Annotated in this window: 9 protein-coding genes and 3 pseudogenes; 4 read left to right on the top strand and 8 right to left on the bottom strand. The window is 63.2% G+C overall.

The window, feature by feature from the left end:
• Window positions 1-43 precede the first annotated feature (43 nt).
• The 7 genes and pseudogenes from aldA to ACYP33_RS32285 form a co-directional block, all read right to left on the bottom strand.
• Window positions 44-1468 (bottom strand): aldehyde dehydrogenase, encoded by a 1425-nt coding sequence (gene aldA, locus ACYP33_RS32315; protein ID WP_459625249.1) that lies wholly within the window; start codon window positions 1466-1468, stop codon window positions 44-46.
• 208 nt (window positions 1469-1676) lie between these two features.
• Window positions 1677-1925 (bottom strand): hypothetical protein, encoded by a 249-nt coding sequence (locus ACYP33_RS32310; protein ID WP_459625248.1) that lies wholly within the window; start codon window positions 1923-1925, stop codon window positions 1677-1679.
• A gap of 420 nt (window positions 1926-2345) precedes the next feature.
• Window positions 2346-2615, bottom strand: a complete 270-nt coding sequence (locus ACYP33_RS32305; RefSeq protein WP_459625247.1) for a hypothetical protein — start codon at window positions 2613-2615, stop codon at window positions 2346-2348.
• A gap of 476 nt (window positions 2616-3091) precedes the next feature.
• Complete coding sequence (locus ACYP33_RS32300; protein WP_459625246.1) at window positions 3092-3370, bottom strand: hypothetical protein; 279 nt, start codon at window positions 3368-3370, stop codon at window positions 3092-3094.
• Complete coding sequence (locus tag ACYP33_RS32295; RefSeq protein ID WP_459625245.1) at window positions 3330-3578, bottom strand: hypothetical protein; 249 nt, start codon at window positions 3576-3578, stop codon at window positions 3330-3332. The genes ACYP33_RS32300 and ACYP33_RS32295 overlap by 41 nt, the downstream gene beginning before the upstream one ends.
• Before the next feature lie 847 nt (window positions 3579-4425).
• A pseudogene (locus tag ACYP33_RS32290) lies at window positions 4426-8128 on the bottom strand (hemagglutinin repeat-containing protein); the annotation flags it as partial.
• A 948-nt stretch (window positions 8129-9076) separates the two neighbouring features.
• Window positions 9077-12787: pseudogene (locus tag ACYP33_RS32285) on the bottom strand (two-partner secretion domain-containing protein); the annotation flags it as partial.
• Between the two features lie 535 nt (window positions 12788-13322).
• On the opposite strand from ACYP33_RS32285, the gene ACYP33_RS32280 reads away from it, so the two are divergent.
• Entirely contained in the window at window positions 13323-13661 is a 339-nt protein-coding gene (locus ACYP33_RS32280; RefSeq protein WP_414448367.1) for a hypothetical protein, read from the top strand.
• A 170-nt stretch (window positions 13662-13831) separates the two neighbouring features.
• Window positions 13832-13903, top strand: a pseudogene (locus ACYP33_RS32275) (helix-turn-helix domain-containing protein); the annotation flags it as partial.
• Window positions 13904-13981: 78 nt separating this feature from the next.
• Here the strand turns inward: ACYP33_RS32275 and ACYP33_RS32270 are convergent.
• A complete protein-coding gene (locus ACYP33_RS32270) occupies window positions 13982-14860 on the bottom strand; it encodes a LysR family transcriptional regulator (RefSeq protein ID WP_459625244.1) in 879 nt (292 codons plus the stop codon).
• Between the two features lie 139 nt (window positions 14861-14999).
• Between ACYP33_RS32270 and ACYP33_RS32265 the strand changes: the two genes are divergently transcribed.
• Window positions 15000-16754 carry an acyl-CoA dehydrogenase family protein gene (locus ACYP33_RS32265; RefSeq protein ID WP_459625295.1) on the top strand — a complete coding sequence of 585 codons (1755 nt, stop codon included), beginning with the start codon at window positions 15000-15002 and terminating at the stop codon, window positions 16752-16754.
• Window positions 16751-17941, top strand: a complete 1191-nt coding sequence (locus tag ACYP33_RS32260; RefSeq protein WP_459625243.1) for a CaiB/BaiF CoA transferase family protein — start codon at window positions 16751-16753, stop codon at window positions 17939-17941. Before ACYP33_RS32265 ends, ACYP33_RS32260 begins: the two co-directional genes overlap by 4 nt.
• Window positions 17942-17959 lie beyond the last annotated feature (18 nt).

Raw genomic sequence — 17959 nt, 5'->3', positions numbered from 1 at the left:
CGGCGCGCGTGTCAGGCGCGCGCCGCCCGTGGGTGCCGCATCGTCAGTAGTGCATGACGACGAGGCGGGTCTGGGTAAATTCGAGCATGCCGTGCTTGCCGTCGTCGCCGCCGAGGCCCGAGCGCTTCCAACCGGCGTGGTAGCCCTGGTACGGATCGGCCGGCGTGCGGTTGACGTAGAGTTCGCCCGCTTCGATGGCGTTCGCCACGCGCTGCGCGACGCGGTAGTTCTCGGTGTAGAGCACCGACGACAGGCCGTACTGATGGTCGTTCGCCAGCGCGATCGCTTCGTCCAGGTCGCGGTAGCGCAGCACCGGCATGACCGGGCCGAAGCTTTCCTCGCGCACGATTTCCATGTCCTGGCGGCAGTTCGTCAGCAGCGTGGCCGGATAGAAGAAGCCCGGGCCGGCCGGCAGCGTGCCGCCGGTTTCGAGCGTCGCACCCTCGGCCACCGCGCGCTCGACCATCGCATGCACGCGTTGTTGCGCGGCGGCGTTGGCGAGCGGGCCCATGCGGGCCGGGTCGTCGCGGCGGTCGCCGATCGTCACGGCGGCCATCTTCTCGCGCAGCAGCGCGACGAAGCGGTCGTGCACGCTTTCATGCACGTACACGCGCTCGATCGCCGTGCAGAGCTGGCCGCAGTGGGTGGTTTTGGAGGCGACCAGCGCGGCGGCGGCCTGTTCCAGGTTCGCGTCCGGCTCGATGATGGCCGGCGTCTTGCCGCCCAGTTCGAGCGACGGCTTGGCGATGTTCGTCTTGCAGTATTCGAGCACGGTGCGGCCCGCGCCGACGCTGCCCGTCAGCGTGATCATGCCGACCTGTGCCTGCGTGCACAGCACGGCGGCCGTGTCGTGGTTCATCGCGAGGATGTTGACGAGGCCGGCAGGCAGGCCCGCCGCGTCGGCGGCGCGCGCCACTTCGAACGCCGAGCACGGCGTGTGGTTGCTTGGGCGCACCACTACCGCGTTGCCCGCGATCAGCGCCGGCGCGATCTTGCGCATCAGCGTGTAGATCGGATAGTTGAACGGGATCAGCGCCGCGACCACGCCGATCGGCTCGCGGTGCAGGAACAGGTTTTCGTTCGGGGAATCGCTCGGGATGATTTCGCCTTCGATGCGGCGCGCCCATTCGGCGTGATAGCGGGTGATCTCGGCGGCGTAGCGCGCTTCGTTGGTGGCGTCGCCTACGCTCTTGCCCGATTCGAGCGCGAGCGCCGCGCCGATCTGCGGCGCGCGTTCGGTGATCGCATCGGCGAAGCGGCGCAGCGCCTCGGCGCGTTCGGCGGCCGGTTGCCGGCGCCAGGCGCGCTGCGCGGCGGCGGCGGTATTGACAGCTTCGACGGCGTCGGCGGCCGAGGCGGCGCGCACGCGGCCGATCGATTCGCCGGTGGCCGGGTCGGTCACGGCGATGAAGCCGCCTTCGGCCGAATCCACGAACCGGCCATTGATGTAATTGTGTTCGTCACGCATGACAACGCTCCTCCTATTCCTGGCAGGTGAATTGTTGTCAGGCGTGGTGGGCGCGGCAAGCGACGATTTTTATCGTCTAACTTGAGAAAAAGGAATGTTAGTGGGGGAAGGGTGGGGCGGGGTTGGGGGGGCGCGCGGCGGTCGGCGCGCAAACAGGCCGTTGAAATGCCTCTCGACCTGGCTCTGGGCGAAGCTGGGTTGATTGGTTCTATTGCTCGTGACTCTTTGAGGCCTTTTCTTTTTCTTCTTTTTTCAGCGCGCGAAGTTCCTTGATGAATTGATACGACACCGCTATGAAGAACGTCAGGTAACCTGGTCCGCCAACGAGAACCGGCTTCCAGCCCGCTCCCTGTGCAACGGAGAATCCTAATCCAACCAGAATCATCCCTGCTACTCCGGCATATCCAACCGCAAAGCGGCGATAGAGTTTTTTACGTTTTGAGCTATAGCTCATCATTTATTCGCTGTTGCTTAATTTCATCGACTCCACCGATGGGCGATGCCAGCATAAACACGAGGCCCGATATAATCCTGGCTGGATTTTTAGAAAAAAGAGATTTTTCAACACTACGTACACAATAAAACTCATCATCGTCGCAAAGCAGCACCACCAGACGATCTTCTGTACTCGCGTCTTCGGTGTTTGGCCCGGGAGGCTCGTCATAATTGCCACATGATTTCTGTTTTACCCTGATCGACTGTATATCCCATTCCGACCGGTGCCGGATTGGAAGTTCTTCCAAAATTTGCGTCCGTGTCCACGACCGTCGAGGTTCCGTTACCCGGTGAATACACAACACCGCCGCCAACTGCTTCGCCAGCGCGTGCTCCTTCGCCTTGCCGTCTTCGTGCAACTGCCGATTAAAAATGCTCGATGCTAATCACGCTTCCTTGAAAACAGTAGCTTCATAGCGACCACCAACTCAAAGATAAGCTCGATTAACAGCAGTGTCAGTGCCGCCCTCTGAACAATGAACTCTTTTTGATAATCTATCAGCAAGGGCTGTTCATGCGTCAATACTCTTATCCAATTTATTAAAAAAGTATTTTTTAATAAAATCACAAATATCACGACGGCACAAGTGACACGCGCGATTATTCCCTTCCATCCATCTGAATTTAACCAGCGATCTATTTTCAAGTTCATTTCTTCAACGCTCCGGCATCTTTGCCCGGCACAAATGACCCGCCGCCACCAACTACTGCGCCTGCCCCAATCCCCAAATTGGCCGGAAGCGCGCTTCTCCCACCTTGCAATATGGCTGGAACATTCGGGTTGATGTTAATTGGAAAAATTGACGGAACGAGTAAAATCTCCAAAACTTACTTCAAAGCCCGACGTGCTGCCATGCGTGCGCTGTAGTTCATTCCCTGTCGTCAATGGGCGACGCCTGCGTTAAAGCCGAGCTAGGCGTGCTCCTGCCCCAGTTTTTAAAGAAAGAAGATGCTTTTCAACACCGCATATGCAATAAAAATCATCAAGGCAACAAAGGTAATCATTCCAAATATTTTTTGACCGAGCGTCTTGGGCGACGAACCTGGAATTCCGACCATATTTACCAACTCGCTCCCATTTTTCCTTGATCGCGGCTGAACCAACCGCCGACATCATCAAAATTTGTGTTATTCCAGCACTAATCCCATCGTCGACACAAATAACAGTTGCTGTTCCGTTTTTCGATGAATTAATAATGCTTTCTCCAAATATTCCGTAAACTCCAGTCGCGCCACCTGCATAACCTCCAGCAAAACTCCTTGGCCCATACCTTCGGACATAGTTTCGATAACTACACCTGCTGCAACCAGTGCGCTATCGAAGCCGATAGCCGTTTGGGCTGCGGCTGACGTGGCAACATATCTTCTACTGCGCCTGACTCTTTGAAGCTTCTTCTCGTTCTTCATTCTTCAGCGCGCGAAGCTCTTTGATGAATTGATACGACACTGCTACGAAGAACGTCAGGTCAACCGGAATGCCAACGAGAACCGGCTTCCAGCCCGCGCCCTGCGCAATGGATGCTCCTAATCCAACTAGAATCATCCCTGCTACTCCGGCATATCCGACCGCAAAACGCTGATAGAGTTTTTTACGTTTCGATCTATAGATTGTCATTTTTTAATTTCTGAATTCTTGGAATTTTCAATGGCGGCTTGCATAGGCCCCGGCACAATCTGAAACAAATACCCAAAAGCTGCTCCCATTGGACCAGACACTATGCCTTGAGCAAGGCTACCCGCTACAGCCCTTCCCACGCCAATCCCCCCAGACAAGTCCGGACTGGCCGCCGTATTTAGAATCGCGGTCGTTCCATATGCCCCCGTCCCTGCAACCAGCGCGTTGTAGAAGCCGACGGCCGTTTGGGTTGGCACCGACGTGCCCAACATATTCAACGGTGCCGTCAGCGGTGCAAACGCCGCTGCTATCCCGCCAGCTGATGCCGCAGTCTGGTAATTCGGTCGATCTTTCGACAACCCGGCCTGGTAACTCACGGCATCCCCTACGTACCAGAATGCTGTATCCAATGACCACGCCGAAGCCACATTGGCCAGCAGCCCCGTCGTCAATCCCGCCGTTATCGACCCCGCCAAAAGCGTCCCACCAGCGCGCGCAATCGTATTGCCGAAAGGATCTTTGTCGTAATTCGAATCGATCAACTGCTGCGGTGTCTTGCCCGTGCCGAATTGCGTTCGACCCAGCAGATTCGCCACCTGGTTTTCCGCGATGTACTGGCTGTTGTAATTGTGATCCGCGTAGTTCGGATCGTTTGCGTAGCCCTTACAGTTCAGATTCTTGCAGCCGACGATGCCGCGTACCTCATAGTCGTGTACGCCGCCCGAGGCTTGCGCCGTCTGTTGATCCGAGTTGCGCATTAACTCGGCGAGAATCCGTCCTTCGGCGTCACCTTCGCTAATACCAAGCTGCGCGGCGACTTGCTTGGCGTACTTCTCCGCCTTCTTGTATTCATCCGGATGCAATTGCCGATTAAAAACCTCGTTATCCAGCGCCGCCCCAGCCCCATTCAACGCCCCTCCACCCCCCGCCACCGCACCCCCCGCATACCCACCCGCCGTCGCCACCACCTCATTCAACGCGTTCCGCACCGCCCCTTGCGCTTCAACCGGCAGCTTGCCAACCGCCGATTCGATAATCGGCTGCGCCAGCGACTGCAACGCGTCCCCCGCCAGCGAGCCGGCCATCGCGCCCGAGACATTCCCGCCCGAGAGCGCCGCACCGATCGCAGCCACCGCCGCGTGCATCGCCATCCGTCCTTCGCCGCCTTCACCGAACATCGCTTTCAGTTGCGGGTTGTGATCGATCACCCGATCCGCCACCTCCGCGACGGCGAATGTCGCCACGCGCCCGAACGCTTGCTGGAACGCCAGATCGTTCTGAACCTTCTGCAAGTCGAACGTGTTTTGCACCGTCTGATTCGCGTGCTCGGTATCACGCGATAGGCCCGCCGTGCTGTCCTTGCCGGTTGCGTGATCGGACTTCACGTCGATCGTCGCCGGGCCGACTGCGGCGTGTGTCGTGCCGCTCGCGCTGTCGCTGGTATGCGCGAAGCTGGGCAGGCCGCTCGTCAGGGAAACATTCTGTGACGATGCCGAATACGACATCGTGTTCCGCACGTCGCCAAAACCGAAGCCGCCGGTTGTCAGCCTATTCGAATCGGCGGGCGCGTCGCTCGCGAGCATCGCGCCATTCAGTTGCGTGTGGTTTTGCACATCGATATCGAATCCGCCGTTCCCGGCGGTGATGGCGGTCTGCCGGTTGGCGGATGCGAAGTCGGAATCGATTCCGGTGTGGCCGAACGCCAACTGCGGGGCGATCATCACGCCGCCCGGGCCGATGCTGGCGGCGATGCCGCCGCTCGTGCTGTGCTGGTTGCTGGTGTAGGTCGAACTGTCCTGCGCCGTGGTCATCGTGAGGTCGCGGCCGACATCGAGCTTCACGGTATCGCCCGATGCCTGCGCGCCGGTCAGCGTCGTGTCGCGGCCTGAATGGATGGTCAGCGTTTGTCCGGCTTCGACGGTGGTGTTCGTGTGAGTGACGCTGTCGCCGTCGCCCTGGCCATGCGAGGCGAAGCCGTTCGCCGACACGCTCAGGCCGGAGGTGCCGATCGAGGCGCCGGCCGACCAGCCGCCCGAGCCGTTGCTGCTGTGTGTCGATTCGGTGCTGCGCGCGCTGTCGAGCATCACGTCGCGATTGGCGGCAAGCAACACGTCGCGGCCGATCACGCTGGCGCCCGTCATCGTCAGATCGCCGGCGCCGTCTTGACCGCTGCCGTGCGCGACGATCGCTACACCGCCGTTACCGATGATCGATGCGCCTTGCTGTACACGCGCCGTGGACGTGGTGTCGCTGCTGCTGTGGCTCGATCCAACGCCGATCTGCAACTGAATGCCCGTGGCGGCCATCGGGTCTTGCCCGTTTGCCAACGCTTGCGCGGTTCCCTTGATCGCATTCCGGCTCTGGTACGCCGTCTCGGCGGCCGCCACGCCTTGTACCGCCGCCAGGCGCGCATCGCCGGAATCCGTGCCGGCTTTCACCATGCTGCCCATGGCCTGACCGACGTCGACGATTCCGCCGCCGATGCCCACGCTCACGCCCGATTGTTTCGTCTGCTGGCTGACATGATCGTCGTAGGCATCCGTGGCCGCGTTGATCGTGACGTTGCGACCGTCGATGGCGACCTGCTGCCCGGCAATGACCTGCGCGGCAGTCAGCGACGTGTCGCGGCCGGCGTGAAGGGTGACGTTGCCTTGTGATGATCCGACGATGCTCGAATGGTTCGTGGTCTGACTCGATTGCGCTTGTTGTGCGGTGGCGCGCGACCCGATCGATACGGACAAGCCGCCGCCGGACATCAAGCCGGCATCACGTTTTTCGTACGTGGTGGACGAATCGACCCGGTCCTGAGACGTGGTGATCTCGACATCGCGCGCGGCCGTCAGCGCCACGTCGTTCGTCCCGACGACATGGCTGCCGGCCACATGCAGATCGCGTCCGCTCGCGATCGTCACGCCGTCGGCGGAAATCGTGCTGCCTTGGCGGTACGTTGCCGTTCGGTCGACACCGCTGACGACCTTCGAGCCACTGACGATGCCGTTACGGCTGTGCGTCTCGTGCGTGTTCAGATCGTGCGTTTCGGCCGCCGCGCCGATATTCACGTCGCCGGCCGCCGCGAGTATCGCGTTGCCTTTTTCCAGGCCGATCGAACTGCCGATGACGTTCAGATCCTTGCCCGCTACGATCGCCACGGCGTTGCCGCCCGTCAGCGTCGTACCGGTCAGCGCTTCGTCGCGCGAGTGGTAGGTTTCCGCGTAACTGCGCAAGCCGCCGCTGCCCGAACTCGAACTGTCGACCGTCGAGGTTGCGTTCGCGGTGCCGAGCGAGACGTTCCCGCCCGCGACGATCATGCCGCCGTCGCCGAGATCGATCCGCGCGCCTTGCGCGGTCAGATCCTTGTCGACCGCAATCGCGGACGTGCCGCCGACCTTCACGCTGCTGCCGGTGACGACGCGCGTGTCGGTATCGGCGGCCCCGTTCGCGCGCGCGACGACCTGCTTTTCGCCGGTCTGAACCGCGCCGAGCTTCCAGTCGCCGCCTATCCGCATCCCAAGATTGCCGCCGATGGTCACGTCGCCGGCGTGCTGCCGGAAATCGCCACCGGTCACGATGGTCGCGTCGCCGGTGACCTGAAGCGTCGCCTTCGGCGCGAGGGTGGTGGTGATGCGCTGCGAGCCGTGGTCGCCGTCCTGTCGCTTGGTGGTGGTGGCGGCGTCGAGAATCAGATCGCGTCCGGCGCCGATTTGCAGGCTGCCGGATTTGATGTCGGCGGATGTGAAATCGATATCGCCGCGCGACGCGAGCGACATCGTTTCGCCGCTTTGCAGCGTGCCGTGGCGGTTGTCGATCGTGTCGCCGCTGATCGACAGCGCGTGATCGGCGCGGAGGGTGCCGCTGTTCGTGAACGATGTGGCGTTGCGGATATCGATGTCGGACGCGGCGATCAGCGGCCCCTCACCCATGGACTGGCTGGCCTTCGCGAGATAGACGACCGGCACGAGAACGGTTTGCCCATCGACGACGTGCGATTCCATCAGGATCACGTTGCGGGTCAACTGCGCGACCTGTTCCGGCGAGAGCGACGCGCCAAGCGGCAAATCGAGCGATGTCGCGAGCGATGCGCCGGCACCGAGCAGTGATTCATACATGAGTTCGAGGTCCGCGTAAGGCCCGAGCACGGCCTTGCCGGTCAGCGCGGTGACCTGATTGCGCACGAGTTGCTGCTCGTAGAAGCCATCGCCGAGCCGCTTCGCGGTCTGATCCGGATGCAGGCCGAGTTGTTGCAGGTAATAGTCGCTCGACAGGAATTTCCGTGAACTCGTGAACGCGGGATTCGTCTCGATGACGTAATGCGCGTCGGGGGTACGGTTCGGCTGGAACAGCCCACCTTGCGGGATCGTCAGGTGCGTAAGCACGTCGACGGCGGTCGCGCCGGCGATGACCGGATCGACCACCGCGCCAGGGCCGGATGGCGCGGCTGCGTGTCCGACAGTCGGCCGGTTGCCGGGCGCGATATCGCCCGCGATGTCGCCAATTGAGACACCCGGCAGCGCTTGGCCGGGCTTCAGGCCGAGCGAGGGCAGGGTGGCGTTGCCGGCCGGGTTGTCGATCTTGATCCCGTCGCCACTCAGCTTGCCGTTCGAGACCCAGCTTGATTCATACGCTGGCAGCCTGAACTCCCGGATATCGGCGGACGCGTTGCAGCCCGTGTCGCAGAACGAATAAGTCCAGTCCTTGCCCTTGTAGGTTCGGTAGTGATATTGGCCGGTGTACGTGACCCGCACTTTCGGCGCGGCTTGGTCGCGCCAACTGTTCTGGTCGAGTGCCTTCGACATCTCGATATCGCCGGCGGCAGCAACGCGGCTCCAGTAGTTCTGGAAATTTTCGACGGACGACGCCCCGAGTTTGCCGCCGGAGACGATCTGCGCTTCGGGGCTGAATGTCGTGACGGCGCTCGCGCGCGCGGTGCCGGTGTACGTGGTGAACAGGTAATCACTGTTCATCTTGCCGCCGTGCGGCGGTTCGATGTAGAGGCCGCCGATATTGTCGGGGGCCTTGACGTTCGCTTGTCCGACCTGGCCGCTCATGCTGATGCCGAGCTGGTCGAGCGTGGCGGGGTCGACGGTTTGCGTGAAGCCGGAGGTCGCCATGTGCCGGCGCGTGTTGGTGACGCGGTCGGCGTGCAGCGCCATGTCGCCGTCGGATTGGATCAGCGCGGATTGATTCAACACGCTGCCCGCGTTCGTGTAGCTGCCATCCGTGCGTTGCCCGCCGGCAATCACGACCCGTCCGAGCCCGAGGATCGTCGCGAGCGCGGGCGTGTCGGTCGCGGTGGTGTCGTCGCGATTCTGGATGTCGCGCGACAGCAGTTCGAGCAGGCCGTTGCCGTCGGTCGCGCCGATCAGCGCGGTCGGGCCGACGTTGGTCAGCCGCGATGTCGCGCGCAGCGACACGCTGCCGCCGACCAGCGAGCCGAGGTTGTCGAGTGTCTGGGAGCGCGTCGCAAGCTTGCCGCCGGCGACGAGCGAACCGCGGTTGGTGATCGCGCCGGCATCGATGCGCAGGGCATTCACGGCCAGCAGCCCGCCGTCGTTGGTGAACGAGCCCGGCAATGTGAACGTGAAATCGTGGCCGGCATCGAACCGGAAATCGGAGGTGTTGCGGAAATCGCCGCGCACGTTCAGCGTGAGATCGTTCGCAGCGCCGATGTCGCCTGCGCCGGTCAGCGTCTCGGCGTCGAGCGACAGATCGCGCGTCGCACCGATCCGGCCGCGCGCGTTCGAGAGCGCCGATGCCGTGCGGATCGCGATATCGCCATTCGCGGTCACATTGCCGATTTGGCCGCCATCGTTGTTCATGCGGGTCGCGTCGATCGTGACGGCTGCACCGCTCAGTTCGCCGCCTTGCGTGTTGCTCAGCGAGTCGGCCGCGATATCGAGTACGCCGTTACCGGTGATTTTTCCAGTGTTCGTGATTGCGTCGCGCGCGCGAAGGGTCGTCGTGCCGGCCCCCGTGTTGCCGATCTGGCCGCCTGCGTTATCGATCGATGCGGCATTGAGCGATATCGTGCCGTTCGTGCCGATCCGGCCGCCTTGATTCAAGATCGCGCCACCGGCCGAAGCGACGAGTGACGCCGCCGACCGCAGCAGCCCGTTCGTATTGTTCAGGATGCCTATTGTTGCTATCGACAAGCGCTGCGCGTCGAGCGCTCCGTCGCGATTGTCGAGGCTCGATGCCGTTGCCGCGAGCGCGCCGTTGGTCGCGATCCGGCCACCCACATTCGTGATGGCGTTCTTGCCTTGGCCTGGCGCGAGCATCAGCGTGCCGCGCCCTGCGTGAATGATCGTGCCACCGTCGTTGTTCAGCGTCGCGGGCGCGAGGGTCCAACAGGTGCTGTTGGTTTGCAGCGATCCCCCGTTCGAGTTGTCGAGCAGGCCGCTGACGTCGAGTGTCATCTGCGACGTGCCGAGCTGGGTGATGGAGCCGTGCGCGTTGACGAGATCGGTCGCGTGGAGGCCCAGGGTATTCGCGATGATTCGTCCGTCGCGGTTGTCAAGGTGCGACGCGTTCAGCGTGGCCGTGTCGCCGCTGATCGTGCCTTGTGCATTCTTCAACGTGGCGGCATGCGCCGTGATGGCTGCCGCGCCGAGGTTGCCGCCGCTGTTGTCGAGCGTGTCGGCCGCTGTCGCGTGCAATGCATTCGATGCGGTGATGCCCCCGCCGTTGCGGATCGACGCGGCGTGGACGATCGTGTCGCCGCCGGAGCCGATCGTGCCGGCCGTATTGGTCAGCGTCGCGCCGGCGGCCACGCCGAGATCCGCGTTCGACAGTAAGGTGCCGCCACTGTTGTTCAGCGCGCCGCGGGTTGTCGCGGCGAGCCCCGTTTGACCGGAAATCGAGCCGGCTCGGTTGACGAGCGAATCGGCATTCAGGATCACGCGGCCGTTGCTGACGATCCGGCCCGACTCGTTGTCGATCGTGCCGGTGCCGTTCGCGGCCGATATCTTCAGTGTGCCGGCTCCGGCGTGCGTGATCGTGCCGCGTGTGTTGTCGATCGATGCCGGCGTCAGGCTCAGATCGGTGGCCTGCGTTTGCAGTATCCCGTCGCGATTGTCGAATCGATCGATGATCGCGACGCGCATCGCGTCATCGCCGGTTTGCGTGATCGTGCCGCCGTGGTTCACGAGGTGGGTCGCGTCGAGCGACAGTCGTGTGCCCTCGATCACGCCGGAACTGTTGTCGAACGACCGGGCGGCGGCGGTGGCGGTTTGTCCGGCGATACGCCCGGCTACGTTGGTCAGCGTCGCGCCGGCTTGAAGATTCGTGTCGCCGCCGGCGGATATCACGCCGTGATCGTTATCGACGGCGTCCGCCGTGACACGCAGATTCGACAGCGCCGTGATCACGCCGTGATTCTCGATAGAAGCGGCTTGCACCTCCACGCCGCCGTTACCGCCGATCACGCCGCCTTGTGCGCCGGCGGTGGTGATCCCGGCTGCATTGATCAGGTGTTTTTGAGTGGCGATCTTGAGATCATCGCCGTTCAGCGATGTGACGCGGCCAGCGGTGTTGTCGAGCGCGTCGGCATCGATGGTCAATCCGGCCGTGCTCTGGATCGTGCCTTGCCGGTTCGCCAGCGCGCCGCCGCGAATGTGCATCGCGCCAGCGGCGACGAGCGTGCCACGGTTGTTCGTGATGCCGTTCGTGGTGTCGATCTCGAGCGCATTCTTCGCGGATACCTTGCCGCCGAGATTCGACAGCGTTGCCGCGCGCAGCGTCGCACCGGCATCGGTCGACACGATGCCGCGATCGGTGATCAGTGTGCCGGCCGCGTGCGCATCGAGAGCACGTAGTGCGTGTAACGTCGCGTCTCCCAGGTTGATATCGCCGGCGCTGGCAGCCAGCGTGACGGCGCCGTTCGCGAGTGTCTCGCTACCGTGCAGATCGATCCTGCCGGCGGCCAGTGCGAGGTCGCCGCCGGCGATGGTGTGGCCGGTGGCTGCGAGTGCGTTGTTCGCGTTCACGGTGAGCCGGCCAGCTTGATCGACCGTGCCGTCCTGATTCACGCCCGCGCCGAGCGTGCCCGCCGAGTCGACAGCGCCGGCATCCAACGTGAGATTCCCATGCGCGGCGAGCGTGCCGGTGTTCGTGATATCGGCGGTGGTGTTGGCCGACAACGATTGCTGCGCATACGTCGTCCCACTGTTTTGGATGCCGTCCGCGGCCGACAGCGCGAGGCCGCCATTCGAGGTTGTCTTGCCCGAGAGCGTCAGTCGACCATCCGAATGCAGCGTCATGTCGCCGGCCTGCGCGGCGAGCACGCCCTGGCTCGACACGCCGACGCCGCGCTCGGTGCCGACCAAGAAGATCTGGCCCGCGTACATCCCGCCGAGCAGGGCGACGTCGATCGACACACCGGGCGCAGGGCCTTCGCCCGCGATCACTCGGGTTGCGAGCGTCGCGTGGTCAACCTGATTCGCGCCCGTCACGACATTCAGCCGCTTCGCCCATATCTCCGCATTTGCCTTCACAGCGCGCGCGATCAGGTCGACTTGATCGATGTTCGATGCGTCGATCCCGGCGCCCTGCACCGTGATCAATCCGCGCGATACCGCGTAACCGGCCAGTGCGCCGTCCCGCCCGATCAGCGGTTGACCCGTCGTCAGCGTCGCGCGGCTGGTGTTGATGAAGCCGCCGCCGTCGACAACGATGCCTGCCGGATTCGCGAGCACGACCTCGGCGCGCGGCCCTGCCACCTCGACGTAGCCGCGCAACCGGCTCGCCGCCGTGCTGTTGACCTGATTGACGATGATTCGCGCGGATTGCCCCGGTGCGAAGTTCGGATTGCCGTTGATGTAGCCGGCCTGTTGCGTGTTAACGAGCGTGGCCGAATTGTTGAGAATCGCGCCGGGACGCTGTACGTCGAAGCGGTTGTAGGTGTTGACCGACACACCGGCGCCGGACGGTTGCGCGATGTTGACCTGCGGCAGACCATTCGGTGTATTGATCACATGCGTGGCGGTGCCGGGTGTCGGTGCGATTTGCGCGAATGCGGAGGGGGAGAGTACGGCGGCGCACAGCGCGATGAACGGAGCGTATGACGGCGCGCGGTGCCCTCGATCCACCAACCCGCACCGTTTCGCGCGTGTGACGCCACCTGCGGATTTACTCGATGTGATGGCGTGTTCCCCGACGGCTACTACCATGCCGCGGAGCTTGGAATACACCAGACGGTAGGTCTCTCTGTTCATCGTTTTTATTGAGTCGTTACGGTAAAAAACCGAGACGAACAGTAGAGCAATTGTTTTGGTTTCTGAATCTGGAAAATGGAATTGTTTGATTAATTCGATGCGATTTTAAAAATCGGATTTTTCTTAGTCGAAAATTCCTGGTTACTGAAACCGCCTGCAAAGCTATCCCTGCCAGCGTCTGCTGCCAGGGATAGCGGTTCCTCTTCGCCTCGCCGTTCTTCGGCAATGAATTCAACAACGCCAGCAAGGCCTTCGACCGCGTCGTGCTGTCGGTATCTCCGCTTATGAACATTAAGACTTTGTCAGGCTTCCGAATCAATGCGTAATCGAATTGCAAACCCGCCGGCGATTTCCGCGTTTTCCGCCCGCGCATGAGGCGTTAGATTGCCTGCCTTAAGCCTTCCTTCAGGTCGCCGTCGATACGATCGGGCGTCTTCATCCTCGAAGCGGCTCGGCCTCGCCGCCGCTCATCCCATGTTACCGATTGCAACCGGTTTCGCGTTCGGCTTCGGCATCGCCGAGGGAGTGTCTCGCGATGCGTGACGCATGGCGCGCCAATGCGCTGATCGCCGCCGTCGCGGCGATGTTGGCGCAACTGATCGTGTTGCTGCTGATGGACGTGTTCCATGTGCCCGATCGCGCGTTCACCTCGATGCCGTTCCATTGCGCGGCGGTGGTCTATCTCGCCGCGGCGGTGCTGCTCGTGCACCGGTTTGCCGCGCAGGCGTTTCGCGGCGCGCTGGCGTCGGGGTATGTGCGTCTGACCTCACCGGCCGAGCGTTTCGTGCGGGTCGCGGCGCATTGCCCGCGCCGTACGCTGGTGCTGCTGCATCTGCGCCTGCATCGCTATCAGGTGGATCGTCGGCCCTTGTGATTCGGCATCTGCCCGGATGACGGTTTTGTCATGAACGGGCCACGATCGGGAGCGTCCCGCGCCGCCACACTGAGCGCGGGCAGGCACCGCCTGCAATCGCCAACCTGGATGCAGACCCGTCGTGAACAAGCTAACTTCGATCCGTACTTTCGTTAAGGTTTGCCGAGTGCATGAGCTTCGCGAAGGCCGCGAAACAACTCGGCGTATCCGCCTCGGTCGTGACGCGCAGCGTCGCGGAACTCGAAAAACATCTGGGCGTGCTGCTCGTCAATCGCACGACGCGCAGCGCGGCGCTGACGCGGGTTCGAACCTCCGCGCGCCTAGCGAACCCGCTTGAGCGCCGCGAGGAAGCTGTCGATCAGCGCCATCTGGCCGCCCGCGCGCGTCAGCCGCAGGATGCGCGACGAGAACGGATTGCGCGTCAGGCGAATGAACACGGCACGCTGGGATTGCGTGCGCGCCAGCGCTTGCGGCACGAGCGCCACGCCCATGCCGAACTCCACCATCGTGACCACCGTCTGCCACAGGCGCGCCTCGTGCCGGATGGTCGGGCTGAATCCGGCATCCACGCAGGTGGCGATGATCTGGTCGTGGTAGTGCGGCGAGACGGCGCGCGGAAACAGGATGAACGGTTCGTTCTGCAGAACTTGCAGATCGATGCGCTTCTTCCCGGCGAACGGGTGATTGGCCGGCAGACAGCACAGAAACGCCTCCGACATCAGAAGTTGGGTGTCGATCTCCGCCGGATAGTGGCCCCAGTAGGCGAAACCCAGATCGATCTGAAGCTGCTGAAGCGCCCGGCTCTGTTCGGCCGTATTCATCTCCTTGAGCGCGATCTCCACATCGGGGTGGGCCGCCTCGAAGCGTTCCACCGCCTCGGGCAAACCCCGATAGAGCATCGAATTCACGAAGCCGATTCGCAGGCGGCCCGCCAACCCGTGGGCGGACTGCGTGGTGAGCTTCGCCGCCTCGTCGGCCTGCTGCAGCAGCCGTTGCGCTTCCGCGAGCAGGACTTGCCCGGCGTTGGTCAGCACCACCGACTTGCTGCTGCGCTCCAGCAGCCGCGCGCCCAATTGCTCCTCGAAGCGCTTGATATCGAAACTCAGCGCGGGTTGCGAGATGAACAGCCGGCGTGCCGCGCGCCCGAAATGCAGTTCTTCGGCGACGGCAACGAAGTATCGGAGTTGTCTGAGTTCCATCGGTTTCCGCTCCCCAACGATAGATGCGTGTTATCGCACATGCCATCAATTGTATTGGACGCTTATCGAGTGGGCTCGTACTCTCGATTTCACTTCGGCGGCGCCCCGACACGCCGCACCATCATTCAGGAGACGATCCATGTCCGACCCTCGACAGGAACCCGCGACTTCGAACATCCCCGACAGCCGCGGCATCAATTTCTTTACCAGCGACCCCTCGTTCGGCCCTTTGCTCAGGAGCTTCCTGGGCGACACGACCTACCACCTCATCGAATCCCGTCTGATCGACCTGGGCCAACGCGCCTCCGACGAACTCGATGCCTGGGCCACGAGCGCGGACCACAACCCACCGGTATTGATGCAACGCACCCGAAGCGGCGAAGCGCTTCAGCGCATCGAGAAGCATCCGGCCTATGTCGCGCTCGAACGCGTGGCCTACAGCGAGCTCGGGCTGGCTTCGATGAGCCATCGACTCGATGCGCCGCCGCCGCTCGTCAAGTACGCGCTGACGTTCCTGTTCGTGCAGGCGGAATTCGGCCTGTGCTGCCCGGTGAGCATGACCGATTCGCTCACCCGCACGCTGCGCAAGTTCGGCAGCCCGGCGCTGGTCGATCGCTACCTGCCGATGCTCGCCTCGCAGGATTTCGACACGCTGTTTCAAGGCGCGATGTTCATGACCGAGCAGGCGGCCGGCTCCGATACCGGGCGCACGGTGACGCGCGCAACGCGAGGCGCGGATGCGAACGGCAACGAAGTGTGGACGTTGACGGGCGACAAGTGGTTCTGTTCGAACCCGGACGCCGACCTGGCGATGGTGCTGGCGCGCCCCGACGACGCGCCGGACGGCATCAAGGGGCTCGCGCTGTTCCTGCTGCCGAAGGTGCTCGACGACGGCAGCCGCAACACGTATCACATCGTTCGCTTGAAGGACAAACTCGGCAGCCGCTCGATGGCCAGCGGTGAAATCGTGCTCGACGGCGCGCGGGCCTACCTGATCGGCGAAGTGGGGCGCGGCTTTCATCAGATGGCGGACATGATCAACATGTCGCGCCTGTCGAACGGCGTGCGCGCGGCCGGGCTGATGCGTCGTGCGCTCACCGAGGCGCTGCATGTCGCGCGCAATCGCTTGGCATTCGGCCGCAAGCTCGTCGAGATGCCGCTGATGCAGCGGCAGTTGCTGAAGATGATGCTGCCGGCCGAACAGGCTCGCTCGATGTTCATGCAGATCGCCGCGCTGCTTCCGAAGTCCGACCGTGGCGACGCGCTCGCCGTCAAGTGCGTTCGCATCCTCACGCCGCTGGTGAAATTCCGCGCCTGTCGCGACGCGCGAAAGGTGACCGGAGACGCGATGGAAGTGCGCGGCGGCGTGGGCTATATCGAAGAGTGGGCCGACCCGCGGCTCGTGCGCGATTCCCACCTGGGCTCCATCTGGGAAGGCACCAGCAACATCGTTGCGCTCGATGTGGCGCGCGCCACACGTCGCGAAGGCGCGCTCGAATCGCTGGGGCACTACCTGAATGCGCAACTGGACGAAGCCGCGTTGCCCCGGGCGTCGATCGAACTGTTGCGCGACGTATTCAGGCGCGCCAGCGTCGCGCTCGACAGCGTGGCCGAGTGTGGCCGTGATGAAAGCGTGCGCCAGGCGGCCAGCGCTGTTTACCACGCGACGGCGGCCGTCTTCATGGCGACGGAAGCCGCCCGCATGGGAAGCGATTTCCGTCGGCTGGCGCTCGCCCATCTCGTCGTCGAGCACAAGCTCATGCCGCGCGATCCGTTGGCGCCCGTGAATGCCGGCGCCGACGCCGGTGTGCTCCGCAAGCTCGTCGACGAAACGCCGATGACGCTCGACGATGCCATGTCGCTGATCCCCACGAACAAGGAGCGTGCGCAATGAGTACGAATCAGGTTACCGGTGCGCTTCAGGGCCTGCGTGTCATCGATCTGAGCCGGGTGCTTGGCGGTCCTTACTGTACGCAGGCGCTGGCGGACCACGGCGCGCAAGTCATCAAGCTGGAACCGCCGGACGGCGACGAGACGCGCGGCTGGGGGCCGCCGTTTGTCGGCGACACCGCCTCCTATTTCGTCGGGGTCAATCGCAACAAGCAGGGCATTTGCGTCGATCTGTCGTGCGAGGCGGGGCGCCATATCCTCTGGCAGTTGCTCGAAGGCGCGGACGTGCTGGTCGAGAATTTCAAGCCCGGCACGCTCGAACGCTGGGGGATGGATTACCCGCTGCTGTCGAAACGCTTCCCGAGGCTGATTCACTGTGCGATCTCCGGGTTCGGGCCGGATGGCCCGCTTGGCGGGCTGCCCGGCTACGACGCGGCGATTCAGGCCATGGCGGGGCTGATGAGCGTGAACGGCGAGGCCGACGGGCCCGCGCTGCGCGTCGGCTTGCCGGTGGTCGACATGGTGACCGGCCTCAACGCGCTGGCCGGCATTCTGCTTGCACTCGCGGAGCGCGAGAAGAGCGGCCGGGGCCAGTCGCTCGATATCGCGCTGTACGACAGCGGTGTCTCGCTGCTCCATCCGCATCTGCCGAACTATTTCGGCAACGGGCGCACGCCCCAGCGCAGCGGCAATGCGCATCCGAACATCACGCCCTACGACAGCTATCGAACCGCGACCGCGCCGATCTTCCTCGCGGTGGGCAACGACCGTCAGTTCGCCAAGCTGGTCGGCCATCTGAATGCACCGGCACTCGCACAGGATGTTCGCTTTGCCGACAACCGGAGCCGCTGCGCGCATCGTGCGGAACTCAAGGCGGAGCTCGAACGCCTGATGCAATCGCTCGATTGCGAGGCGCTTGCGACGGCGCTGATTCGTGGCGGCGTGCCGTGCGGGCCGGTCCAGACCGTCGATGCCGTGGCGCGTCACCCGCACACGCTGCACCGCGAGTTGATGGTCGAAATCGGCGCGTATCGCGGCACCGGCACGCCGATCAAGTTGTCCCGAACCCCGGCCACGTATCGCACCGCGCCGCCCGCGCTGGGTGGCGATACGCGTGCGGTGCTCGATGAGCTGGGCATCGATGGCGAGACACAACGGCGGCTGTTCGAGGCCGGCGTGTTGAAAGGCTGACGCCTGGAAGCCATCAGG

The organism is Burkholderia sp. 3C, assembly GCF_054589155.1.
Note: the sequence above shows the minus strand (reverse complement) of the source record. Positions and strands in the feature narration are given on the sequence as shown.